This is a genomic window from Lysinibacillus sp. UBA6686, from assembly GCF_002455205.1.
Classification (GTDB): domain Bacteria; phylum Bacillota; class Bacilli; order Bacillales_A; family Planococcaceae; genus Lysinibacillus; species Lysinibacillus pakistanensis.
In genome coordinates this window covers 80,363-104,631 of the sequence record NZ_DKJS01000041.1, presented here as the reverse complement: position 1 = coordinate 104,631, position 24,269 = coordinate 80,363, and the positions used below count along the sequence as shown (strand labels likewise).

Here is a 24,269-nt window from a genome sequence, read left to right as displayed (position 1 = left end):
GCAAGCAGATTCTTTACATCCCTTTTTTCAATTAAAAAATGAACTTTACTATTGAATATCTACTGCATCTAAACGGTCAGAGCCAGTAGGGTGCGCAATATAATTTGTAACTTTCTTGTTAGCAGCTAAAATTGGAATAGAGTGAGCAAGAGGAACCCATGGAGCATCCTCAGAAATAATAACTTGAGCCTGCTTATACAATTCATTACGCTTATCCTCATCAATTTCAGTTTGAGCAGCTGTTAATAGCTTGTGTAATTCTTTGTTGTCATAGAATGTATAGTTATTAGAATGGATATTATCGCCGTCTAATAATGAATATAGGAAGTTATCCGCATCTCCATTATCACCTGTCCAGCCAAGTAAGAATGCATCTGCTTCACCTTTTTCAGCTTTATCTAAATAAGTAGCCCATTCATATGACACAATTTTAGATTTAATGCCTACATCTTCTAAGTTCTTTTGAATCGCTTCTGCAACCTTTTGACCATCTGGCATGTATGGTCGTGGTACTGGCATTGCCCATAGCTCAATCTCTTTGCCATCATAGCCTGCTTCAGCAAGTAATGCCTTCGCTTTTTCAGGATCATACGTATAACCTTTAACCTCATCGTTATAACCAGAAATTACTGGTGGCATTGGGTTCTTCGCTGGCTCCGCTAACCCTTCATAAAATGCATCCACTAGTGCTTGTTTATCAATAGCATAGTTTACTGCCTGACGCACCTTTACATTATCAAATGGAGGTCGAGTAACTGTTAAACCTAAATACCCAACGTTCATAGAAGGACGTTCAATTAGCTGTAAGTTGGCATCTCCTTCGATTGTTCCTTTATCAGATGGACTTAAGCCATCAGCTACATCAATGTTGCCACTCGTTAATTCAGTTAATCGTGCAGTGTTTTCTGGTATAGAACGATAAATAACTTTATCTAATTTTGGATAGCCATCAATATAGTAATCTGGGTTTTTCTCAATCGTTATGGAAGCATTACGTTCCCAGCTAACAAACTTGAATGGACCTGTTCCTACAGGATTTGTTGATAATCCCTCTTCATCAGCTTCAAAAGCTTTCGGTGAAGCAATTGCAAATGGAGACATCGCTAAATTTTTCAGGAATGGTGCTTGTGGTTGGCTTAACTTAAGAACAACCGTATAGTCACCCTCAGCAGTAGCAGATTCTATAATTTGCTTGTCACCAACGACAAATTGGGTTTTAAAATATGGATATTTATCATTGCTTGATTTCCAACGTTCAATATTTTTGACAACTGCCTCTGCGTTGAAATCTGTGCCATCATGGAATTTTACACCCTCTTGTAGTTGGAATGTATAAGTTAATCCATCCTCTGACGGCTCCCATGATTTTGCCAAACCTGGTTGAATCGTTACATCTTTTTCACCAAAGTTAACTAAAGTCTCATATATATTAGCTGTAACTGTAAAGGATTCACCGTCTGTGACAACAGCAGGGTCTAGTGCTACAGAATCTCCACCACGACCATAGACTAATATTTTTGGTTCGCCGCTGTTAGCTTTATCGCCACCAGTTGAAGTATCCTTACTACCCGTATCCTTAGTATCAGAGCCACCACAAGCAGCTAAGATTGTCGAGAGAACAAGGATAAACATTACACCCAAAGTCCATAGCTTTTTTTTCTTCATTAAATTTCCCCCTATGTTTTTTTATATCATTGAATGTTGAATAGCATCATACAGATGGCAAGCAACATAATGACCCGGTTTGACTTCTTGCATTTTTGGCACTAATTGAGAACATTCTTCCTTTTTAAAAGGGCATCTTGTATGGAAAGTGCATCCACTAGGCGCATTTGAAGCACTCGGAATATCTCCAGTAATAATCAGTTGTTCACGCTCAAACGTAGGATCTGGAACAGGAACCGAAGATAAGAGAGCCTGTGTATATGGATGAAGCGGCTCTGCATATAAATCCTCACTTGCTGTCAACTCTACTAATTTACCTAAATACATCACACCAACACGATTACTGATATGACGCACGACACCTAAGTCATGTGAAATAAAAATATATGTCAGCTTTAAATCCTTTTGCAGCTTTTGCAATAAATTTAAAACCTGTGCCTGTATGGATACATCGAGTGCTGAAACTGGCTCATCTGCAATAATTAAACGTGGATTGGTCATCAAGGCTCGAGCAATGCCAATACGCTGTCTTTGACCACCACTAAACTGATGTGGATATCGCTTAATATGATATTCATTTAGACCAACCGTTTCTAGAAGCTCCAAAACCTTCTGCTTTCGTTCTTTAGCATTCCCCATACCATGTACAATAAGAGGCTCCTCTAAAATCTTCCCAATATTGTGTCTTGGATTTAAAGAGGCATAGGGATCCTGAAAAATCATTTGAATATCTCTTCGTGCCTTACGCATCTCATTATTGGATAATTCTGAAATCGCTTTCCCTGCGAATTCTATATTTCCTTCTGTTGGTTCAATTAATCGCATTAACAATCGGCCAGTAGTTGATTTGCCACATCCCGATTCCCCTACAATGCCTAATGTTTCTCCTTCAAAAACCTCAAAGGAAACATCATCCACTGCCTTCACATCCCCAACCTGTGTATTAAGAATGCCTTGTCGAATAGGAAAATACTTTTTTAAGCCATCAACTTTCAACAAAACTTTCGACATCCTGCCCCACCCCCTGTTTCTCTAGTAAAAAACATCTCGATTTATGCTGCTCTGCTGCTTCATATAAAGGTGGTGTTTCCAGTTGACAACGATCCATCGCAAATTCACAGCGTGCTGCAAAACGGCAGCCAACATTGATACTCCCTGGCTTTGGTACACTTCCAGGTATCGAATAAAGGTTATCCTTTTTATAACGCATATCAGGTACAGACTTAATAAGCCCTTGCGTATAAGGATGCTTAGGGTTAGCGAATATCTCCTGAATTGGCGCCTCTTCAACAATTTGGCCAGCATACATCACAATGACACGCTCACATGTCTCTGCTACGACACCCAAATCATGGGTAATCAATAAAACAGCTGTATTTAAACGTTTATTCAAGTCTTTCATTAACTGCAAAATTTGTGCCTGAATCGTAACATCAAGAGCAGTAGTTGGCTCATCAGCTATCAAAACCTTTGGATCACAGAGAAGTGCCATCGCAATCATGACACGCTGTCGCATTCCTCCTGATAATTGATGTGGATAATCTTTTAATAATGACTCCGCACGGGGTAAACCAACCATCTTCATAATTTCAACCGCTCTTGCAAACGCTTCCTTTTTCGACCATTTTGGTTGATGTATTAAAATTGCCTCTTTTAACTGATCTCCAATTGTAAATAAAGGATTTAAGGAGGTCATTGGTTCCTGAAATATCATTGCTACATCTTTGCCACGAACTTTTTGCATTTGCTTATCTGATAATGCCGCCAGATTTTTGCCATCCAATAATATTTCGCCACCTGTTATTTTCCCAGGGGGTGATGGTATTAATCCCATAATGGACAGTGATGTGACACTTTTACCACTTCCTGATTCTCCAACAATCCCCAGTATTTCTCCTTCATGCACAGAAAAATCGATATCATCAACGGCAGGAATTTGCCCATCATCTGTAAAAAAGGTCGTTTTTAAACCTTTTATTTCTAGCAGCTTTTTCCTCATGCACAATCGCTCCATCCTACCTGTATTTTACTTAATTGTATAATTCTATTAATATAATACACTAACTATCATTTAATTCCCTATTTTCAGATAATTCTAACTAAAAATATTCTCTCTTTCAATCATTATTATTCTACATAGAAACATATATTTTCTATCCAATTCGACCTACATACTAATTATTTCTTATCAAACAATAATATTTTACATAAATCGCAAAAAAATAGCCCTCCATTAAAAATTAAACGGAAGACTATTTTTAAATTTTTTATTATCAATTTTAATTTAAATGCTGTACTTGGAATAAATTGTAATAAACACCTTGCTTGTTCATAAGTTCTTCATGTGTACCACTTTCAATTAATTGTCCATGATCAATGACAATAATTTTATCAGCATGTGTAATTGTAGAAAGTCGGTGAGCAATAATTATCGTTGTACGCTCATGTGCAAGCAGCTCTAATGATTCCTGAATAAGTGCTTCACTTTCTAAATCCAATGCAGAGGTAGCTTCATCTAATATTAAAATAGGTGGATTTTTTAAAAATACACGAGCGATAGCGACACGCTGCTTTTGACCACCAGATAATTTCACACCGCGCTCCCCAACCTTGGTGTCATAGCCATTTGGCAAGCTCATGATAAAGTCATGTGCGTTGGCTGCCTTCGCTGCAGAAACGACCTCTTCATCCGTAGCATCTGGTTTGCCCATTAAAATATTCTCTTTTACGGAATCACTGAATAATATATTATCCTGTAACACGATGCCTATTTGTGAACGTAATGAATGCAAGGTTACATCCTTCACATCATAGCCATCAATACGCACTATACCATTTGTTGTATCATAAAAGCGTGGGATCAAGCTGATAATCGTGGATTTTCCGCCACCACTCATGCCTACAAATGCCACTGTCTCTCCAGGCTTAATGGTAAAATGAATATTGGATAAAATTTTCGAGCCATTTGCTTCATATTGAAAATCCACGTTGTCAAAGTGGACCTCACCATTTACCCGTTTTAACTCAACGGCATCAGTCTTATTTTTCACCTCATAAGGTTCGTCCATTAATTCAAACATTCTATCCATTGAAGCAATTGACTGCGTTAATGTAGTAGATGAACTAACTAAACGACGAAGTGGACCATAAAGTCTTTCAATATAGGCAATAAAGGCAACCATCGTTCCTATGGACAGAGGCCCATTTATAACCTGATAGCCTGCATAGGCAATGACTAACAGTGGAGCTACATCCGTAATGGTATTCACTACAGCAAAAGATTTCGCATTCCATTTTGTATGATCCAAAGCCTTCTCTAAAAATTCACCATTTGCTTGATTAAATAATTTTTGTTCATGCTTTTCGAGTGTAAAGCTTTTAATTATGCTCATTCCAGCTACTCGTTCATGCAAATAACTTTGCACACCTGCAAGTGCCTTAGAGCGCTTTCTAGTTAAATCCCTCAGCTTACCAAAAAAGTACTTCACACTAAATGCATAGAATGGGAACGCAATCAATGCTACAAGTGTCAGTTTAACATCCATTGTCAGCATAATTATGACAGCAATAACAATTGTGGCAAGATCTAGCCAAACATTCATCAAACCAGTCATGATAAAGTTTTTTGTTTGTTCCACATCATTAATCACTCTTGAGATAACGTCGCCGGCTCTTGTATTTGCATAGTATCTTAAACTAAGTCGCTGCAAATGGGCATAGATTTCCTTTCGAATATCAAAAAGCACCTTATTACTAACATGTTGAGCGAAATATTGACGGTAATACTCAATTGGCGGCCGAATGATAAAGAACACAATGATGGTACCACCTAACCAATAAAATAATTCTTTTGTTTTCTCTGCATCTGATAGATGATTCGCAGGAATAATATCATCTAACACAATTTTTATAAGCAAAGGGATAAATAGCGGAATAGCAAACTTCACTATACCAATTAATATCGTTAAAATAATTTCCCAAGTATATGGTTTTACAAAACGCATATACCGCTTTATACTACCCATTTCTAATCACATCCTTAACGGGTCAAAAAATCAATTTCGCCTTGGCGTAATTGTAGCTGCCTCTTTGCTTTCGCTACAGAAGATAAATGGACATTCCAAACTGAATGCCCAAACGTAATTATAGCAATATTTCGTTTTAAGTACATGTAATATGACTTTGCGCGGACTATTTTACAAACCTAATTTTCCCATCTACTTAAAAGAAAAAAAACACCCATTAGTAAAAACTAATAGGTGCTACTTAACAATCATCTGCTTGCATATCGAGCTGAAACTTATAACGGTTTGTCCAGGCATCGATGAAATCAGGTGCAAAGGGTCCTCTTTTTTGTTGAATCCAGCTAATTAATTTATCGACATTGCGCTTTAGAATTTTATCAATGACATCTGGATAAGACATTTCTTTCCGGTGTAACTCATATTCATCTTCATCTAAAAGTGAATAAGACATATCAGGGAATACTTTAATGTCTAAATCATAGTCAATATATTTAATGGCATTATTATCGAAAACAAATGGTGAGCTTAGATTACAATAATAATACACACCGTCCTCACGCAGCATACAGATGATGTTAAACCAGTGCTCCGCATGGAAATAACAAATAGAAGGCTCTCTCGTTAGCCAGGTACGACCATCGGATTCTGTCACAAGTGTCCGTTCATTCGCACCGATAATGATATTTTTCGTTCCTTTTAACACCATTGTTTCTTGCCAAACCCGGTGGATACGGCCATTGTGCTTATAACTATGTATTTGTATCGTTTCTCCTTCTACCGGTATTGCCATTTTTGAAGCCCACCTTTTCGTCTATGCTACCTAAATCTAGCAGTCTCTAGTATATTATAGCAATGTGTAGGCGAAAGGTGTAGTTAGAAAACCACAAATTTCCCTGCGTCCTTTTCAAATTCCACAAAAAATTTAAAGAGAATTTCTATTTTTTATGTGAGTCAGTGATTTCTCTTCTACTTTGTAACTGTCTGAGCATAAATTCTTCTTTCTTGCGATCCGAGTGATTTCTTCGACTACCTGAGCAATTTTTCACGCAACCTGAGCGATTTCCTTGACTACCTGAGCAGTTTTTCTCGCGACCCGAGCGGTTTCTTCGACTATCTGAGCAGTTTTTCTCGCGACCCGAGCGATTTCCTCGACTACCTGAGCAGTTTTTCTCGCGACCTGAGCGATTTCTTCGACTACCTGAGCAATTTTTCACGCAACCTGAGCGATTTCCTTGACTACCTGAGCAGTTTTTCTCGCGACCAGAGCAATTTCCTCGACTACCTGAGCAGTTTTTCACTCGACCCGAGCGATTTCCTCGACTACCTGAGCAGTTTTTCACGCGACCCGAGCGATTTCCTCGGCTACCTGATCAGCTTTTCACACGACCCGAGCGGTTTCCTCGACTACCTGAGCAGTTTTTCACTCGACCCGAGCGATTTCTTCCATTACCTGAGCAATTTTTCACGCGACCTGAGCTATTTCCTCGACTACCTGAGCAGTTTTTCTCTTGATCCGAGCGATTTCTCTTTGTGCCCAGCACTTTTTGGACGTTTTTAATAATATAAAGGAGCTGTCTTTTGTAATCTTTTCGATTTTGACAGCTCCTTAGAGGTAAATGCAAATATGCAATTACAAAGTGTTATTCCCCAAGATCTTGGTTTGTTTTAGTGAAGTTTCCTGAAGCTTGAGCTTTCTTTTGCTCTGCTTTAGCATTTTGCTTTTGCACTTCGTTCACATCAGTCTCAGCACCAAACTCTTGACTTTGACGTTGCATGTTTTTATTTGGTTGGAAATTTGCGTTGTTTTGCTTTTTCATTTTTCATTCACCTCCACGGTAATTATTGTGTACCGAGGTGAATGCTTTTATGCTTATAAATTTCTTATTTTAATTTTCCATTTCCCTCCATATTTTAAGCATTGGTACTGGCATTGGTAATTGCTTTATTTGTTCTCGGGTCAGCCAAACGCCTTTTTCTGTAGAATGATAACATATCATGAAATAGCTATTTAGATGCCAAGTTAAATGTGAAAAAACATGTTTAAACGTAAGTAAATCCGTTTGTGATTGAACATCTAAAGAATGTTCAATTTTAAAAGTATCAATGGAATCTTTACCGTGCTCTATCATTGGAAATTGCCATAGATTTGCTAATAACCCTTCTGCAGGTCGCTGTTCCATTAAAATTCGGCCATTTTGATCTTCACATACAAGGACATCGTATGTAAGATGCTTCATCTTTACTTTTTTTGATTTAACAGGTAGCTTCTCTGGTTCACCTTCATTAAATGCAATGCAATATTCACGGACGGGACACAATAAACATTTTGGTGATGTTGGCGTACAAATTAGTGCACCCAGTTCCATTAAACCTTGATTAAAGGATGATGCATTTTCAGGGTCTATCAATTCTTCCACGGCTGCTTCAAAAATCTTTTTTGTTTTAGGGATGGCTATATCCTCATGAATATTGAGTACACGGCTTAACACACGCATTACATTGCCGTCAACTGCATGTTCTGGCTTATCATAGGCAATACTTAAAATAGCACCAGCTGTATATGGGCCTACACCTTTTAATGTCGAAATCTCATGTCGATTATTGGGTACTATTCCTCCGTAGTTCTCCAATACCTCTCTTACTCCAGCCTGTAGATTACGGGCGCGGGAATAATAACCAAGACCTTCCCAGTGTTTTAATAAATATTCTTGTGGTGCCTCCGCAAGTAATTCTAATGTTGGGAAACTATCTATAAAGCGATTGTAATAAGGAATAACAGTTTCGACCCGTGTTTGCTGTAGCATGACCTCAGATACCCAAATTTTATAAGGGTCCTTTGTATGTCTCCATGGTAAATCACGTTTCTCTACATTAAACCATTCGACTAATGATTGTCGAAATTCTGTTACATATGGATAATTCACAGTGACCTCCAGTGTTTTTACGATTTAAATTATGGTAAAAAGGGTATACAATTAAGAAAAGATTATTTAACTAACGACATAAATTGTTCTATCATGGATATTCTTTTTACTCGTTAATTAATACATGTATGCCATTGTACTCTATTTACACGCATACTAGGAGTGGATATTTTTGGATTCAGGTACACATTTCGTTATGGGTATAGCCCTCGGTGGTCTTGCTTTAGCTGATCCCGTGGTAGCAAATCATTCAATGACATTTACTGCAGTAATGGCAGGCACGATTATTGGCTCACAGGCACCTGATGTCGATACTGTTTTAAAGCTGCGCAACAATGCAATTTACATTCGGCATCATCGAGGAATTACACATTCGCTCCCGGCAGTAGCTCTCTGGCCTATCTTAATTACAGCGGTTTTATCATTCATTATTCAAGACGCAAATGTGTTTCATTTATGGCTCTGGACATTTTTAGCTGTAGCCCTTCATGTCTTTGTTGATATTTTCAATGCATATGGCACACAAGCCATTCGCCCATTCTCCAGGAAATGGGTAGCTTTAGGTGTAATCAATACCTTTGATCCTATTATTTTTTCTCTTCATTGTATCGGCATTTTATTATGGGCTTTCGGTGCAAATCCTGTTTGGACATTTAGCATCATGTATCTCATTATTATCATGTATTATATATTACGATTTGCAGTCCAAAAATCCGTTAAAAAGGCTGTACATCATACTATTCAAGATGAGGAATATGTTATTGTAGCACCAACAATGCGATTCTTTCACTGGCGTATTGCAGCAAAGTCAAAAACACATTATTACGTTGGCCGTGCCTATGGGCGAACAGTCAATATTTATGATAAATTTGAAATAAAGCCTTTACCGAAAACGCCTCTTATAGAAAAAGCCATGAAAGACCGTAATCTCGATGCATTCGTGTCATTCTCGCCGTTGTATCGCTGGGAAATTTCTGAGCTAGAAAATGGCTTAACAGAAGTGAGGTTAATTGACCTTCGCTATCGCAGTGATAATCGCTATCCTTTTGTAGCTGTCGCTCATTTAGATGATGATAATGAGATAATTACCTCCTATACAGGCTGGATTTTTACTGAAGATAAACTTCAAAAAAAATTACAGATTGGCGCAAGTAATTAAATCGTAAACCCTGACCAGAGCTTGGTCAGGGTTTCATTATTGCATCATATCATCACTAGCATCCAATAAATGAGCGTATTTTGGATTGCGACCCGCAAAGCTATGTAGCTTATCACCGTAGCTTGTAATTAATTGACGTACCAAATTTTCTGTATAATCAGCCCCACGATAGTCGTAGCCAGCCTTTGCTGAAGTTGATTCAAAATCACTCCATAAAAGCTCAACCCAAACACGTGCACGCCCTACCGACATTTGTGGATTTTTTTCAAGTAACTCCCTAGTCAATTTTTCAATCTTTTCTTCCACTTATTTTCCCACCTTTACAGGAGATAGCATCGAAACTGGCAAGGCTTCTTGATATTTGTCACCGCCTAATCGATGTCCCCAAGCAAAGCGACCCTTTAAATAATCCACTTTGAAAAATTCATTATCAGAGCCATCTATACGATACATTTCACCAGGTACAATCGTATCTAAATCCACTAAATAAGCAGCCGCCATTAAAGCTTTTCGTTCATATACGGCAAACTCATTAATAATTCCTAGCTGTTCAGCTTTACGTGCTTTTTCCTTTAGCATCGCAATTTCCTCGCGTAATTCATGCTCTGACATGACCGCGTAGTTTTTTTCACTCATTCCTCATTCTCCTTTTCTTCTATAAAACGGTCTATAACTTCAATAGGAAAGCCCTTTTGATAGAGCGCCTGTTTTATCTTCATTTTTCGCTCATACCCAGTATACTTTGATGCGTACTTTTTCCAAACCTTTTCGCCTTGAACATCAAGCAATTGCTGCCACTCATCTTCCTCTTGTTCAATAACAATTTGACTTAGCACCTCATCTACAACTGTAAAAGAATAACCTTTACGCATCAGAAAATCCTGAATTTTAGCTTTGATTTGAGTTGGCGTTTTCTTTTTCTCGGATCGAACAGCCTTTTCAGCCAACTGTGTCGCAAGCCTCACCTGTTCCTCATGACTAAAGGTAGCAAGTACCTCATCCTGTAAGTCCTTATCAATTCCTTTTTTTATAAGATCTTGTCTAATTGCCTTAGGTCCCTTTTTCATCGTAGCTTTTTTCGTATCGAGTAAAGCCTTAGAGTATGTTTCATCATTTAAAAAGCCATATGATTTCAGTTTTTGTATAGCTTCTAAAATTACCGCTTCTCCAAACTCTAATGTCAGAAGCTTTTTCTTAACTTCATGCTCACTTCGCATTTGATAAGATAAAAAATTTAATGCTTTATTAAAAGCCTTCCGAATTTCATCCTCATAGGCAATTTCTTGAATATCAAATTCTTCTAGCACTTTGCCCTTTGTTAAACCAAATTGAATGAGAATAGCCTCGTCTACAGGAAAGGCATATTCCTCGTTCAAATATATATTATAACGTTCTGGATTGTTTTTTTGGCGTGCAATTTTTGTAATAATACGCATATGAAACACCTCACTATTTACAATTATAACATTATTCAAAGTACTGCATTTTTACGGTATTATGCCTTTATCAAATAGTCCAATCCAATTAGATGGTAAACTAGATACTATACTTTAATAAAGGAGGGGACTCATATGAAAATCGTTATTGCAGGTGGTACCGGCTTTGTAGGAAAAGAGCTAACGAGACTGTTACAAGAAAATGGTCATGAAATCATTATTTTAACTCGAAACAAAACCGTGCAAGAAAAAGATATTCAATATGTACAATGGCTTCAACAGGGTGCACGACCTGGACAGTTTTTAGACACAGTGGATGCATTTGTTAATTTAGCAGGAATATCTTTAAATAATGGCCGTTGGACAAAAAAACAGAAAAAAGCCATTTATACAAGTCGTATGGATGCAACACTTGAAATCGTAAGAATTATGGAGCATCTTTCCGCAAAGCCAAAAGTATTAATTAATGCGAGTGCAGTTGGAATTTATCCAACCTCTACATCAGCAACATATACAGAAGATTCCATGGACTATGCAACTGATTTTTTAGGTACGACAGTACAAGATTGGGAAAGACAGGCTAAACGTGCAGAAAAATTAGGTGTACGAGTTGTGCTTGCTCGATTTGGTGTAATTTTAGGGCGTGATCAAGGTGCTCTCCCCTCAATGCTACTACCATATAAAATGCATATTGGAGGCACTATAGGTTCTGGTGAGCAATGGCTTTCATGGGTTCATGTGGAGGATGTAGCCCGTGCTATTTATTTCGCGATTACAAATGAAAACATTAAAGGTCCCTTTAATGTCACTGCACCCCATGCAGTGCGTATGAAAGATTTCGGAAAAACAATTGCCATGATATTGGGAAGAAGTCATTGGATGCCTGTGCCTAGCATCGCGATGCGTTTAGCGCTTGGAGAACAAAGTATGCTTGTATTAGAAGGACAACACGTCTTACCTACTGTATTAGAAAAACAACATTTTACCTTTCATTTTCCACATTTAAAAGAAGCACTTTATGATTTGCACTAGGATAAATTTTAAAAAACAACGCATTCTAAAGAAAAAGAAAGGATGCGTTTTTTTATGTGGAAACAACATATAGTTGGAGCAGTGATTGCTACTTTTATTATTGCCGCAGCAGTAAGCTTTAATCCGTATTTTGCTTCTGGCTCTGATGAACATAATTGGGGCTTTAAAAGGGCAAAAAATGGAGAACAGGCTGAGGCTGGTGCACAGCTTGATCAGCTTCTTGATAAATATGGTGCTATTTATAAAGGTAAGCCCGATAAAAAGGTTGCTTATTTAACCTTTGATAATGGATATGAGAATGGGTTTACAGAAAGTATTTTGGATACTTTGAAGAAAGAAAATGCACCAGCTACCTTCTTTTTAACTGGTCATTATCTTGAAAGTGCCCCCGATTTAGTGAAACGAATGGTTAAAGATGGGCATACCATTGGCAATCATTCATATGGACACCCCAATATGGCAAGAATAACACCAGAAGCTATGCGTTCGGAATGGAAAAAACTTGACGATAAGCTCCGTGAATTAACTGGTATTGAACGTACAACCTACGCTCGTCCCCCTGAAGGTACATTTAATGCAAAATTATTAGAAGTAGGGAACGCTGAGGGCTATCGCCATATTTTTTGGTCAGTTGCCTTTAAGGATTGGATGAGAGATGAACGCCGTGGTGCAGATTATGCGTATAATGCTTTAATGGAACAGCTACACCCTGGCGCTGTCATATTAATGCATACTGTCGCACAGGATAATGCCGAAGCGCTTCCTATGTTTATTGCCGAAGCGAAAAAACAAGGGTATACATTTTTATCACTGGACGATTTAGTTTTAGAATATGAAGATTTCCCTGTTGCTTTGCAATCGTCCACTCCTTAGTTATAATGAGTAGATGATATTAAACGAACAGGGACGTGGAATGCTTGACACAGCAAACAACAATGGAAGTGGGACAAAAATTCCCTTTAACAATAAAAAGACTCGGCATTAATGGCGAAGGGGTAGGCTTTTATAAGCGCAATGTCGTCTTCGTAAAGGGTGCTATACCTGGTGAAGAAATTACTGCACAGGTAACAAAAACTCAGCGAAACTTTGCCGAAGCAGAAATATTAACGATTCGTAAAGCTTCAAAATACCGCCAGGAGGCACCTTGTCCAGTTTACAATGAATGTGGCGGCTGTCAGCTTCAACATATGACATATGACAAGCAGTTAATGGAAAAGCGTGATATTGTTATTCAAGCCTTAGAGCGTTATGCAAAACCATTAGCTGCAACTGTTGAAGTCCGAAAAACACTTGGAATGGATAATCCTTGGCATTACCGAAATAAAAGTCAATTCCAAGTACGAAAAGAAGGCAAACGTGTCTATGCAGGCCTATTTGCTGAAGGGAGCAACAAGCTACTCAATATTAATGATTGCCTTGTGCAGCACCCGATTACGTCTAAAATAACTGTTGCTACTCGTAAGATTTTACAAAAGCTGAATATTACCGTTTATGATGGTCGTACGCTTGATGGTTTAGTGCGTACGATTGTTGTACGTACAGGAATTCGCACTGGAGAAACGCAGGTTATACTTGTTACAACGCGTAAAGAAATTCCACATTTAGCTGAGCTTATTTCGCGCATTAAAAAAATCGATCCAAGTATTGTGTCCATTGCACAAAATATTAATCGTGAGAAAACATCACTTATTTTCGGTGATGAAACGATTGTTCTTGATGGTAAGGAAACAATCCATGAGGAGCTTGGTGAGTTAGCCTTCGACTTATCTGCACGTGCCTTTTTCCAGTTGAATCCAACACAGACTGTCCATCTATACGATGAAATCAAAAAGGCCGCTGCATTAACCGGCAAAGAAACAGTGGTAGATGCTTACTGTGGCGTTGGGACAATCGGTTTATGGCTAGCAGACAAAGCTAAAGAAGTTCGTGGAATGGATGTTATTCCTGAAAGTATTCAGGACGCACGTAAAAATGCACGTAACCACGGCTTCAAGCATACAAAATATGCAGTCGGCACAGCAGAAAGCGTCTTAGCAAAATGGCGTAAGGAAGGCTTTACACCAGATGTAATTACAGTAGATCCACCCCGCACAGGTCTGGCACCGGAATTTATCCGTACTGTATTGAAATTAAAACCAAAACGCTTTATCTATACATCGTGCAATCCATCAACTTTGGCGAAGGATTTAAACGAATTATCGAAGTTTTATGATGTTGAGTATATTCAGCCTGTAGATATGTTTGCACAAACGGCACAGGTGGAATGTGTTTGCAACATGGTTTTAAAACCTGAATATAGCGACAAATAAGAATAAGACCACCCATTATGAACTGCGCCCCAATTATTAGACACACCATCTAACTATTGGAGGTGCAGTTTTTTATCGCCCCAATTATTCCATACACAAGAAAGATACCAAAACAGATAGTAAGTAAATTGAAATTTGGTGTTTCATAAAAAGTAAACCACTCTCTGAAAATTGAAGATTCCGTAATTCTTCCAAATAACGTTCCACCAATATCTCTATAGTTAGGTATCCACCCTGTTGCTTCACATGTAATAAAGATTATCTGTGATAATAAAAATACACCAATAGAAGACACCCAAGTTTTTTTCAAAAATGGAATTGATTTTTTTTGTTTATTAGCCAAGTTATATCCCCTTCTCTATTTATTTTACGCAAAATCAGATATCTTTTTCCACATCTCAGCCAATTATCTAACGATGGCTCATTATGCACTATTGATTGTGGAAGACTATCCCTTTCTTGTGTACTGTGTACTTTGCTTTTCACAGATAATTACAAGCACAATAAGACCACACAATCACGAAGTGTCATTTTCTAATGTCTATATAGACTCTTCTTTATTTTTTGAAAACATACTTGAAATTATGTCCAATACTGCAGCAATCAGTATTGCAATGACATGAATTGTCATGAACATATTAAAAAAGGGAAAGGAATAAGGGGTAATCCATTCAGTAAAAAGCTTCGAGTCCAAAATCCATCTTCCTATTCTGGCAAATAATTTATCACTATCATTTATGTTTGGCTGTAAGGAAGTTCCATCAATAGCGATAAAGATCAATTGAACAATTAAAAATATACCAAGGGCGATTATCCAGCGTTTTGCTAGATTAATATTATGAGTTTTTTCCGTGTCAGTCATTTGAACACTCCTCCTCTCATGCTTCATCATTTTGAGTATTTACTTAACTCAAACCCTCTACTCAAAATTGTATATAATGTATATATACCATAATCACATTATATACATAGATAAAACATTGTGCAACCATTTTTATACCCCCGTTAAAGTGCCTCAATAAATGCTTTTAAACCCACTAAGCTACTAACTGATTGGGCGCATAATAAGACAACACTTCATCGCAATTATCTAAAACAATCTGAATTAAAAGATTTATACAATAATCGTCCTCCGTAAACCTCAAACATTAATGAAAACCACAGCCAGTACGTGTATCAGCATAATCGAGACTGATAGTTGCGGTACTAAAATAATCAAGCTTCCATCAGTTCGCTGAAACTGAAAACCTATATTTCTTAAATTGAACATAACAGACGCAGGTTCTTTACTGGAGAAAGTTAATTTGATAGAGGGGTAACATTAATAAAGAGCGGTTTTTATTTACCGCCCTTTTGCATAAGTAGTTATAGTCGCCTATTGTATTATGACTGGAAAAAGTACTCAACACAGGTGGAATGTGCGCGAAGCTTATGTTGAAAAAATAACTCAAAAAGGACGTCTCAGAATTTGAGACGTCCTTTGTTCACTGATGCACAGCTCAAGCTGCCTGGTGGATGATGGACGGTCCAGAAAAATCAACACCTTAACCAAAAACCCAGGATTTAAAAGATTTTTATGCTTTAAATTTTTAACTTTGAGCTAAAAAGCTTTGAAACGTGAACTTTGTGTTTTTAATTTTAATCTTTGTGCTTTTATTTTAGATTGTTTAAAGTTCCTTTGTAATAAGACATGTTTAAGGTTTCAACTCGCACACATGCCTTGAAGCGCGAGCGATTTTTCGTTTTCCATTTTCGCTAGACCATGCATATTACATTAAGCTTGTACTTCAATAAAAGTTGTGGCATTTGATTCAGATAGCACAGCGTCTACCTCTGACTCAAATTCCTCAATTCGACTATTTAATGCTTCCATTTTCTTTTTAACATTCATCGGATCAATTAACTCATATTCGTTTCTTTTCATAAATGTCTCTGTATGTAGTTTTACCTCTTCTGGAGATTGTTTATCTTTATTACCTAATATATTGATTAAATATGTTTCAAGCTTTGCAGGTAGCGCATCATTTTCTTTAGCAACCATATTGATTGCTGAACGGTATTGATGCTGCATCACTTCTAATAATTTCTTTTCAAATTGAATAGACTGCTTTCGTTCTATAGCCTCTGCCACAGTCATTTCCTCTTTCCCTACAGTCACCTTTGTTTTAGCATTGGATTCTACAACTAAGGATTTAATACGGTTGCGATAGTCAATTAAACTGACTACTTTATCGTATGAGGATTGCATCTGTTTTTCATATTCTTGAATCTCAACACCATTAATCTTGCTATTGCTTTTACGATTAGCTAAAACTGCACTAACTTCATTTGTTGCTGCTTCTATACGATGATTGAGCATCTTTAATTCTGTTAATGCCCGGTGAATGGACAATTTTTTATTTTCAGTCATATTTTATTCTCCCTATAAATTGTAATCTACGCACAATGTTCTTCTATTATATCCAGTTAGCTAATTAAAGTACAAATATTACCTTTATTTTAATATTTGATTTTATGATTCCTTATCTGTATAATATCAATCTAGGTGCCAAACCTAAGTGATTCGGACGGAACATCCTTATCACGCAAAAAACGCCAATACAGCACGGATTTGCTGGGCGTTTTTTGTTTTATGAGCGGGAAGATGAGCCCCGCTCTTTTTCTTTGTAATTTCCTCTACCTGTTTTTTACCTATATTGTCGCAGAACGCTTATTTTTACTTCCACCAAATATCATTAACACGATGGCTACCACAAGTAATAGCATTGCCACTAATAATAAGAAGCTATAATTCTTTACATATTCTATATATACCCCGCCAAGAAACGGTCCTGTTAAACTTCCAATGCTTAGAGCAATACCACACAATAGATTTCCAGTTGGCAGTAATTCCTTTGGTGTTAAATCAGCCATATATGTAATTCCTAACGAAAACATCGAGCCTACCAATGTACCTGTAAGGAAAAATGCGATGGCTACGGCAATTTGTGAATGCTCTAAAAAGCTTGCAATTCCAAAAATAACAGCTCCGCCAAAAGAGCCTATCATCAATACCTTTCTACGACCAACCTTATCACCCATTGCTCCAAGAGGCACCTGTGTTAAAATCCCTCCAAAAGTAAAGACGGATAAAATAATAGGAATCATACCAACCTCAAAACCTTTACGTAAAGCATAGACTGGGAACAAAGCATTTAAAGAAGATTCTAAAAACCCATAAACAAATGGACCTAAAAACGCAATCCATCCAAAAACAAAGGCCATTTTATAACGCTGCCAGCCTCTTGCATGTAAATCTCCCGTTAAACGCTCTGGTTTCTCATTTTTCAATAAAAATACAAACGACCATGCCAATAAGCACAGAATCGAGGAGACTATAAACGGCAATGCTTCTGTAATTTGAATAAGCTTTACCATTAACGGTCCGACTGCAAAACCTGTACTAAAGGATAAGCCGTAAATTGCCATGCCCTTTCCTAAGCTTTTATGATCTGCTGTGCTAGTAATCCACGTTTGTGTCGCATAATGCAACGCATGATCCCCTACCCCAATAAGTAATCGAAGGATAAACCAAAAGGTCACACTTTTCCATAGAGGAAATGCGAGGAGCGATAGAAACACCAATGCCCCACCTATTAAAATAATTGGTTTATAGCCCCATTTTCTTAGAGGCTGCTCAATAAACGGGGAGATTAATAAAGTTCCTATGTATAAACCTGTTGCATTCAATCCATTCAATGCAGAGGATACACCATCCCGCTCGAAAATAATTGAAATTAGTGGTAATAGCATCCCTTGTGAAAAGCCCGATATTGAAACTATTAACACTAGAATGGCAAATCTTTTTTTGCTGTAATCTGAGAAGTACGTCATCATTTCCTCCAACATCAAGTGATTCTTCCAAAGAACAGCATACCAAAAAGCCTTAGCGCTCACCACATGTGATTTTACGCTAAGGCTTAACGAATACTAATTTTCATTTAATTGTATAAACACGAATTTCAGCATTTACTTTCGCCGAGAACTTGTTTAAACTCCCTCCTTTTCGAGTTAGAGTTCGAAAGATTGTGATGATCACTCCTTTACGATTTCTTAATACAACTTTAACACAGGTATTCAATATTGTAAATATTCTGTTTATTGTTTTTTAAAATTAATCGTTAAGTCCTAGGTGTTTACCTAAACATTGAAATTTAGACCTAAATCAGCTACGATGAAGGGGATGAAATGAGGTGTACGAATGTCTAAGCCAATAACTGATAAAAAGCAGCAAGTGAATTACTTAAGAGAACGTCTTGAAATATTTTTAGAAGTATTAGATGCAATTGATCCTGAAACAACTGAATTAGAGGACATTGATCGTTTAATACAAATGATGGATGATTTAGAAGACAAAATGGAGCAATTTAACGTTCGTGAACAATAGCCCAAGCACAAGAATAAGTTTAGCGCGAAAAATCACGTTTGATTTCTCGCGCTTTTAGCTGTCTAATGACAGTCCCAGTTATACAAAACCTTACTAAAATCCTTCTTTTGAAGCTCCTCCTCCGTGATGAAAAAATTCCCTACACCACAATCGCCCCACATTATATGATCACCGACACTGTCAACTTGTAGCAACAAAACCGTAGATTGTTGGTAATCTCCATATGCCCTTGGATCATCCTGTGTGAAAAATGGATAGCCACCAATTTTATGACCATCACCCGTTAATGTTTCGTAAAAAGCATCCTCTAGTGTATCATCTTCTATATTATCTAAAATACTTGTGTAATGGTCATCACTTCTAAAATCATCTATTGATAAAGGTTCATAGGTGGGTTCAAAGGTCAATGCCATCTCCTTTTCAACAGGAAAGTACATGTCATCCTTTTTCGCTTCAAGAAACGAAAAATCTTGAATTAATTGTGATGCATCATTGACGATCCGTTCATGATAAATAACACGAAAGCCTTTTTGGTTTTGACCATTACCAAAGTCCATTCCCAATACATCGTCAAAGGAATCGATAAAAAATTGTAAAATTCCCTCCTCAGGGAATTTCGATAAATGATTAGGTACTTCTTCAAAATTAATTTGCGCTAATAATTTTAATGGCTGTCCATCAGAATTTTTAGGATATTCCATCGACAATGGAAAATATGGATTACCTGCAAACTTACTTTCAAATAATGATGTTTTTCGCATTGTTGTTTCAATATTTATAACCGGCTGTAATGTTTCTTCTATAGTTTTTCTATATACTTCAAATGCTTCAGGTAACATAAGAGCACTCTTTTCAGACACTAAATTCCCTCCTAAAGTTGATTTATCCTTATTATAGAACAAACGTTCCTGTTTATCAATCTAATTCAAGAGAAAAAAATACTAGGTTAAGTGCATTTCATATACATAACTCGTTTCGTATGGAATTTGATTAGAGACTCGGATTTTTTGATCAGGTTCTCTTGAGTTTTGATCAGGTCTTCCTGAGTTTTGATCACCTTCACTCTTTTTTGATCAGGTACTCCTAATTATTGATCACCTTCTCCTTATTTTTGATCAGGTTCTCTAGATTGTTGATCACCTTTACCCTTTTTTTGATCAGGTCCTCCTTATTATTGATCACCTTTTCCTTATTTTTGATCAGGTTCCCAAGATTGCTGATCATCTTCACCTTTTTTTGATCAGCTCCTCCTAATCATTGATCACCTTCTCCTTATTTTTGATCAAGTTCCCTAGATTGTCGATCACCTTCACCCTTTTCTTAATTAAATCCACCAGATTGTTAATTACCTCCCTCCCTTTTTAATTACAACACCCTTTAATTCCTACCTCTAAAAGATGGGCTCTTTTTTTCATTAGTTGAAAAGAGTATAATGTAACGTGGAAATAATCAAATTTTCTATGGGGGGCAATACAAAAATGAATGTACAAACTTTGGAGAAAAGTCTATACAATTTAATTACTGAAACATCTACGAACCTACCGAAAGACGTGCGCCGTGCTATAAAAAAAGCCAAAGAGGCAGAGAATGCTGGCACGCGTGCAGCAATGAGCTTAGACACAATTGCAAATAATATTATTATGGCAGAAGATAATGTATCACCTATCTGTCAGGATACAGGTCTACCAACATTTAAGGTCTACACTCCTGTAGGCGTTAATCAATTAGAAATCAAAGCTGCTATTAAAAAAGCAATCAATGATACATCAGCTGATGCAAAGTTACGTCCGAATGCAGTTGATTCATTAACTGGGGAAAATAGTGGTAATAACCTTGGAGAAGGTTTACCTGTTATTAAATTTGAACAGTGGGAAAATGACTACATTACGATTAAATTAATTCTTAAAGGTGGCGGCTGTGAAAACAAAAATATTCAATACAGCCTTCCTTGTGAACTAGATGGTCTCGGCCGTGCTGGTCGTGACTTAGATGGCATCCGTAAATGTATTTTACACTCTGTCTATCAAGCTCAAGGTCAAGGCTGTTCAGCTGGTTTCATCGGTGTAGGTATTGGTGGAGACCGTTCTTCTGGTTACGACTTAGCGAAAGAACAATTATTCCGTCATGTGGAAGATACAAATCCAAATGCTGATCTTGCCAAATTAGAAGAATATGTTGTAAAAACAGCTAACACATTTGGTATTGGCACAATGGGCTTTGGTGGAGAAGCAACATTACTTGGCTGTAAAATTGGGGTTATGCACCGTATCCCTGCATCATTCTACGTATCAGTCGCTTATAACTGCTGGGCTTATCGTCGTATGGCTGTGGACATTGACCCACAAACTGGTGAAATCATTAAATGGCACTATCAAGAAGGCGAAAAAATTACATTTAAAGATGAAGTTGCAGCAACGACAGAAGATACGACTACAGATGTAGTGGAACTTACTGCACCGATTACTGAGGAGCAAATCCGTACTTTAAAGGTTGGAGATGTTGTATCTATTACTGGTCGTATGTATACAGGTCGCGATGCCATTCACCATCATTTAATGAGCCATGATGCACCTGTTGATTTAAATGGACAGGTTATTTACCACTGTGGTCCTGTTATGGCTAAAGACGAAGAAGGCAACTGGACCGTAAAAGCTGCTGGTCCAACTACTTCTATTCGTGAGGAGCCATATCAAGGTGACATCATGAAAAAATTCGGTATCCGTGCTGTTATTGGTAAGGGCGGTATGGGACCAAAAACACTTGCTGCATTACAAGAGCATGGCGGTGTATACTTAAACGCTATCGGTGGAGCGGCTCAATACTACGCTGACTGTATTAAAGGTGTAGACGGCGTTGATTTAATGGAATTTGGTGTACCAGAAGCTATGTGGCACTTAAATGTAGAGAACTTCACTGCTGTAGTTACAATGGACTCCCATGGTAATTCTTTACATGCTGATGTAGATAAATCATCTTTAGAAAAACTTGCTTTGCATGCAGAAAGAGTATTCTAATTAGCAAAGTGAAGCATCCACTGCTGTAAAAATTAACATCATAATAATCGAATGCGGTATTTCTCCACAAAGGTGAGACATTTTACTGCACCAATTTGAAAAGCACAGAATATTCCTAGTGAATAGACTGTGCTTTTTGTTTGCTTAAACTTTATATTTTTTTATTGCCAGATAAAAATTCATTTTAAAACTTCTGGCTTTCTTTTCCCAAAAACCTTTGTTATAATAATTCTAAATTAGAAAGGAGTTAAATGAAATTGTTTTTCATTTAAAAACTTTACGAAATCATTATATTATAAGGTTTTTGATATTGATTTTCATTATCAGGAGGGATAAGAATGGAATACTCTAATCGAGAAAATATAAATCTAATCGAGAAAGTAAAGGAGCATGCTGAATTACTTGCTGCCCTTATAGCAGGCTTGTTTATCTTACTTGCATGGCGTTTAGATACTAGCGGGCAAACTACGGCTTCTGTTATTTTGTATATTGTTGCATTTTGCGTTGGGGGATTTGCTAAGGCAAAAGAGGGTATTGAAGAAACAATCGAAGATAAGAAATTAAATGTTGAATTACTAATGATATTAGCAGCAATTGGTTCAGCTGCAATTGGTTATTGGACTGAAGGTGCCATCCTTATTTTCATATTCGCAGTAAGTGGTGCTCTCGAAACATATGCCATGAATAAAAGTAATCGTGAAATTTCGGCACTTATGAATTTACAACCTGAGGAGGCTTGGCTTGTACGTGGTGGCTTTGAACCAATGAAAGTCTCTGTCTCCACATTACAAATCGGAGATCATCTACTTATAAAACCTGGTGAACGAGTACCCGCAGATGGTGTCATATTTAAAGGGCAATCTTCTATCGATGAATCAGCAATTAGTGGCGAACCACTTCCAGTTGCAAAACGTGAAGGCGATGAAGTATTTGCAGGTACGGTTAACTTAAATGGCGCTATTACAATGGAAATGACAAAGCCGAATTCAGAAACATTGTTCCAAAAAATTATTCAGCTTGTACAAAGTGCTCAAAGTGAGAAATCTCCTTCTCAACAGTTTATTGAAAAATTTGAAGGGACTTACGTAAAATTCGTTTTACTTAGCGTGGCGTTAATGATGTTCTTACCTCACTTTTTATTAGATTGGGATTGGACTACAACATTCTACCGCGCAATGGTGCTACTAGTAGTTGCATCACCATGTGCTCTTGTAGCATCTATTATGCCTGCTACTTTAGCAGCTATTTCAAATGGTGCCAAAAACGGCATCCTATTTAAAGGCGGCTTACATTTAGAGCACTTAAGTGTATTACGTGCAGTAGCAGTTGATAAAACAGGAACATTAACACAGGGGAAACCTGTTGTGACTGACTTTATTGTTCGTGAAGGCGTAGAACGGGAAGAGGCATTGTCTGTCCTTGCGGGTATCGAATCACAATCAAATCATCCGCTAGCACAAGCAATCACTTCCTTTGCTAAAGCCGAGGGAGTAATCATCTCTTCTCAAGTGGCAATTAAAGATATTCCGGGTTGGGGTATAAAGGGTTATGTAAATGATATGGAGTATCTCGTTGGGAAACCTGATTTTGTGGGCGCAGAAGAAGCAAATTCCTTTGCAGATGGAGCTACAGCAAAATTAGCTACAGAGGGTAAAACCGTAATTTTCATTCGTGATAAAGACGGTATTGTCGCATTAACAGCCCTTAAGGATACTGTTCGTGATGAAGCAAAAAAAGCTGTCGCATTACTTAAAGAGCTTGGTATTAATGTCATCATGCTAACAGGAGACAACGAGAAAACAGCCAAGGCAATTGCTAAAGAATCGGGCGTGACTGAATATGTTGCAGAATGCCTTCCTGAAACAAAGGTTACTGAGATGAAACGACTACTTTCGCAGCACCAATTTGTAGGAATGGTCGGGGATGGCATTAATGATGCACCAGCATTAGCAACAGCCACTACAGGTATCGCTATGGGAGAAGGCACGGATGTAGCCTTAGAAACCGCAGATGTCGTCCTTATGAAAAATGATTTATCGAAAATTGCTTATGCAGTACGCTTATCCCGTAAAATGCAACGTATCGTCAAACAAAATATCTTTTTCTCTATTGGCATTATCGTGTTATTAATTGCCTCAAACTTTTTACAAGTTGTTGATTTACCATTAGGTGTAATTGGACATGAGGGTAGTACCATTTTAGTTATTCTAAATGGCTTACGCATGCTAAATAAAAATGTTTAAACAAACAGCCTCGTAATCACTTTTGTGATACGAGGC

23 protein-coding genes are annotated in these 24,269 nt (G+C 37.5%); 7 read left to right on the top strand and 16 right to left on the bottom strand.

Translation table 11 applies throughout. The annotated features are described in order from the left end of the window. Positions 1-48: 48 nt before the first annotated feature. The 8 genes from B2R82_RS10700 to mutY form a co-directional block, all read right to left on the bottom strand. Complete coding sequence (locus B2R82_RS10700; protein WP_286924841.1) at positions 49-1,665, bottom strand: ABC transporter substrate-binding protein; 1,617 nt, start codon at positions 1,663-1,665, stop codon at positions 49-51. A 21-nt stretch (positions 1,666-1,686) separates the two neighbouring features. Next, positions 1,687-2,676 carry an ABC transporter ATP-binding protein gene (locus tag B2R82_RS10695; protein WP_286924840.1) on the bottom strand — a complete coding sequence of 330 codons (990 nt, stop codon included), beginning with the start codon at positions 2,674-2,676 and terminating at the stop codon, positions 1,687-1,689. Next, the gene (locus tag B2R82_RS10690; RefSeq protein ID WP_286924839.1) at positions 2,651-3,664 is read right to left on the bottom strand and encodes an ABC transporter ATP-binding protein; all 1,014 of its coding nucleotides are present in this window, start codon (positions 3,662-3,664) and stop codon (positions 2,651-2,653) included. The genes B2R82_RS10695 and B2R82_RS10690 overlap by 26 nt, the downstream gene beginning before the upstream one ends. Positions 3,665-3,944: 280 nt before the next feature. Continuing rightward, a complete protein-coding gene (locus B2R82_RS10685) occupies positions 3,945-5,690 on the bottom strand; it encodes an ABC transporter ATP-binding protein (RefSeq protein ID WP_286924838.1) in 1,746 nt (581 codons plus the stop codon). Positions 5,691-5,931: 241 nt separating this feature from the next. After that, the gene (gene ntdP, locus B2R82_RS10680; protein ID WP_283869608.1) at positions 5,932-6,480 is read right to left on the bottom strand and encodes a nucleoside tri-diphosphate phosphatase; all 549 of its coding nucleotides are present in this window, start codon (positions 6,478-6,480) and stop codon (positions 5,932-5,934) included. 145 nt (positions 6,481-6,625) lie between these two features. Continuing rightward, entirely contained in the window at positions 6,626-7,030 is a 405-nt protein-coding gene (locus tag B2R82_RS10675; RefSeq protein WP_286924837.1) for a hypothetical protein, read from the bottom strand. A gap of 300 nt (positions 7,031-7,330) precedes the next feature. After that, positions 7,331-7,507, bottom strand: coding sequence for a gamma-type small acid-soluble spore protein (locus B2R82_RS10670; RefSeq protein ID WP_286924836.1), 177 nt, complete (start codon positions 7,505-7,507; stop codon positions 7,331-7,333). Between the two features lie 69 nt (positions 7,508-7,576). After that, positions 7,577-8,614, bottom strand: coding sequence for an A/G-specific adenine glycosylase (gene mutY / locus B2R82_RS10665; protein WP_286924835.1), 1,038 nt, complete (start codon positions 8,612-8,614; stop codon positions 7,577-7,579). Between the two features lie 172 nt (positions 8,615-8,786). Between mutY and B2R82_RS10660 the strand changes: the two genes are divergently transcribed. Continuing rightward, entirely contained in the window at positions 8,787-9,773 is a 987-nt protein-coding gene (locus B2R82_RS10660; protein ID WP_286924834.1) for a metal-dependent hydrolase, read from the top strand. A 36-nt stretch (positions 9,774-9,809) separates the two neighbouring features. Here B2R82_RS10660 and B2R82_RS10655 read toward each other — a convergent pair whose 3' ends face one another. Genes B2R82_RS10655 through recX form a run of 3 tightly spaced genes read right to left on the bottom strand, consistent with a single transcriptional unit; the run spans position 9,810 to position 11,209 of the window. Continuing rightward, positions 9,810-10,079, bottom strand: a complete 270-nt coding sequence (locus B2R82_RS10655; protein WP_286924833.1) for a YfhJ family protein — start codon at positions 10,077-10,079, stop codon at positions 9,810-9,812. Beyond that, positions 10,080-10,409 carry a YfhH family protein gene (locus tag B2R82_RS10650; RefSeq protein ID WP_286924832.1) on the bottom strand — a complete coding sequence of 110 codons (330 nt, stop codon included), beginning with the start codon at positions 10,407-10,409 and terminating at the stop codon, positions 10,080-10,082. After that, positions 10,406-11,209 carry a recombination regulator RecX gene (gene recX, locus B2R82_RS10645; protein WP_286924831.1) on the bottom strand — a complete coding sequence of 268 codons (804 nt, stop codon included), beginning with the start codon at positions 11,207-11,209 and terminating at the stop codon, positions 10,406-10,408. The genes B2R82_RS10650 and recX overlap by 4 nt, the downstream gene beginning before the upstream one ends. Before the next feature lie 135 nt (positions 11,210-11,344). On the opposite strand from recX, the gene B2R82_RS10640 reads away from it, so the two are divergent. The 3 genes from B2R82_RS10640 to rlmD are packed head-to-tail and all read left to right on the top strand — an operon-like array spanning position 11,345 to position 14,550. Then, positions 11,345-12,241 (top strand): TIGR01777 family oxidoreductase, encoded by an 897-nt coding sequence (locus tag B2R82_RS10640; RefSeq protein WP_286924830.1) that lies wholly within the window; start codon positions 11,345-11,347, stop codon positions 12,239-12,241. Positions 12,242-12,295: 54 nt separating this feature from the next. After that, positions 12,296-13,114 carry a delta-lactam-biosynthetic de-N-acetylase gene (locus B2R82_RS10635; protein ID WP_286924829.1) on the top strand — a complete coding sequence of 273 codons (819 nt, stop codon included), beginning with the start codon at positions 12,296-12,298 and terminating at the stop codon, positions 13,112-13,114. A gap of 44 nt (positions 13,115-13,158) precedes the next feature. Further along, positions 13,159-14,550: a 23S rRNA (uracil(1939)-C(5))-methyltransferase RlmD gene (gene rlmD / locus B2R82_RS10630; RefSeq protein WP_286924828.1), complete on the top strand. Its 1,392-nt coding sequence runs from the start codon at positions 13,159-13,161 to the stop codon at positions 14,548-14,550. 49 nt (positions 14,551-14,599) lie between these two features. Here rlmD and B2R82_RS10625 read toward each other — a convergent pair whose 3' ends face one another. The 4 genes from B2R82_RS10625 to B2R82_RS10610 form a co-directional block, all read right to left on the bottom strand. Further along, positions 14,600-14,893, bottom strand: coding sequence for a YfzA family protein (locus B2R82_RS10625; protein WP_286924827.1), 294 nt, complete (start codon positions 14,891-14,893; stop codon positions 14,600-14,602). Between the two features lie 198 nt (positions 14,894-15,091). After that, positions 15,092-15,412: a YfzA family protein gene (locus tag B2R82_RS10620; protein ID WP_286924826.1), complete on the bottom strand. Its 321-nt coding sequence runs from the start codon at positions 15,410-15,412 to the stop codon at positions 15,092-15,094. A gap of 912 nt (positions 15,413-16,324) precedes the next feature. Next, the gene (locus tag B2R82_RS10615) at positions 16,325-16,960 is read right to left on the bottom strand and encodes a hypothetical protein (RefSeq protein WP_286924825.1); all 636 of its coding nucleotides are present in this window, start codon (positions 16,958-16,960) and stop codon (positions 16,325-16,327) included. Positions 16,961-17,241: 281 nt separating this feature from the next. Then, the gene (locus B2R82_RS10610) at positions 17,242-18,423 is read right to left on the bottom strand and encodes an MFS transporter (RefSeq protein WP_286924824.1); all 1,182 of its coding nucleotides are present in this window, start codon (positions 18,421-18,423) and stop codon (positions 17,242-17,244) included. A gap of 367 nt (positions 18,424-18,790) precedes the next feature. Here B2R82_RS10610 and B2R82_RS10605 point away from each other — a divergent pair, with 367 nt between their 5' ends. Further along, positions 18,791-18,976, top strand: coding sequence for an SE1561 family protein (locus B2R82_RS10605; protein ID WP_286924823.1), 186 nt, complete (start codon positions 18,791-18,793; stop codon positions 18,974-18,976). A 62-nt stretch (positions 18,977-19,038) separates the two neighbouring features. On the opposite strand, the gene B2R82_RS10600 is transcribed toward B2R82_RS10605, so the two are convergent. Next, complete coding sequence (locus B2R82_RS10600) at positions 19,039-19,836, bottom strand: YwqG family protein (RefSeq protein WP_286924821.1); 798 nt, start codon at positions 19,834-19,836, stop codon at positions 19,039-19,041. A gap of 618 nt (positions 19,837-20,454) precedes the next feature. Here B2R82_RS10600 and B2R82_RS10595 point away from each other — a divergent pair. After that, a complete protein-coding gene (locus tag B2R82_RS10595) occupies positions 20,455-21,990 on the top strand; it encodes a fumarate hydratase (RefSeq protein ID WP_286924820.1) in 1,536 nt (511 codons plus the stop codon). Positions 21,991-22,328: 338 nt separating this feature from the next. Further along, a complete protein-coding gene (locus B2R82_RS10590; protein ID WP_286924818.1) occupies positions 22,329-24,233 on the top strand; it encodes a heavy metal translocating P-type ATPase in 1,905 nt (634 codons plus the stop codon). The last annotated feature ends 36 nt before the right edge of the window (positions 24,234-24,269 follow it).

Bases quoted from the DNA above. Each gene is read 5' to 3' on its own strand.
- B2R82_RS10700 (WP_286924841.1), bottom strand. From the start codon at position 1,665: ATGAAGAAAAAAAAGCTATGGACTTTGGGTGTAATGTTTATCCTTGTT.
- B2R82_RS10695 (WP_286924840.1), bottom strand. From the start codon at position 2,676: ATGTCGAAAGTTTTGTTGAAAGTTGATGGCTTAAAAAAGTATTTTCCT.
- B2R82_RS10690 (WP_286924839.1), bottom strand. From the start codon at position 3,664: ATGAGGAAAAAGCTGCTAGAAATAAAAGGTTTAAAAACGACCTTTTTT.
- B2R82_RS10685 (WP_286924838.1), bottom strand. From the start codon at position 5,690: ATGGGTAGTATAAAGCGGTATATGCGTTTTGTAAAACCATATACTTGG.
- ntdP (WP_283869608.1), bottom strand. From the start codon at position 6,480: ATGGCAATACCGGTAGAAGGAGAAACGATACAAATACATAGTTATAAG.
- B2R82_RS10670 (WP_286924836.1), bottom strand. From the start codon at position 7,507: ATGAAAAAGCAAAACAACGCAAATTTCCAACCAAATAAAAACATGCAA.
- B2R82_RS10650 (WP_286924832.1), bottom strand. From the start codon at position 10,409: ATGAGTGAAAAAAACTACGCGGTCATGTCAGAGCATGAATTACGCGAG.
- recX (WP_286924831.1), bottom strand. From the start codon at position 11,209: ATGCGTATTATTACAAAAATTGCACGCCAAAAAAACAATCCAGAACGT.
- B2R82_RS10640 (WP_286924830.1), top strand. From the start codon at position 11,345: ATGAAAATCGTTATTGCAGGTGGTACCGGCTTTGTAGGAAAAGAGCTA.
- B2R82_RS10635 (WP_286924829.1), top strand. From the start codon at position 12,296: ATGTGGAAACAACATATAGTTGGAGCAGTGATTGCTACTTTTATTATT.
- B2R82_RS10620 (WP_286924826.1), bottom strand. From the start codon at position 15,412: ATGACTGACACGGAAAAAACTCATAATATTAATCTAGCAAAACGCTGG.
- B2R82_RS10615 (WP_286924825.1), bottom strand. From the start codon at position 16,960: ATGACTGAAAATAAAAAATTGTCCATTCACCGGGCATTAACAGAATTA.
- B2R82_RS10610 (WP_286924824.1), bottom strand. From the start codon at position 18,423: ATGACGTACTTCTCAGATTACAGCAAAAAAAGATTTGCCATTCTAGTG.
- B2R82_RS10605 (WP_286924823.1), top strand. From the start codon at position 18,791: ATGTCTAAGCCAATAACTGATAAAAAGCAGCAAGTGAATTACTTAAGA.
- B2R82_RS10595 (WP_286924820.1), top strand. From the start codon at position 20,455: ATGAATGTACAAACTTTGGAGAAAAGTCTATACAATTTAATTACTGAA.
- B2R82_RS10590 (WP_286924818.1), top strand. From the start codon at position 22,329: ATGGAATACTCTAATCGAGAAAATATAAATCTAATCGAGAAAGTAAAG.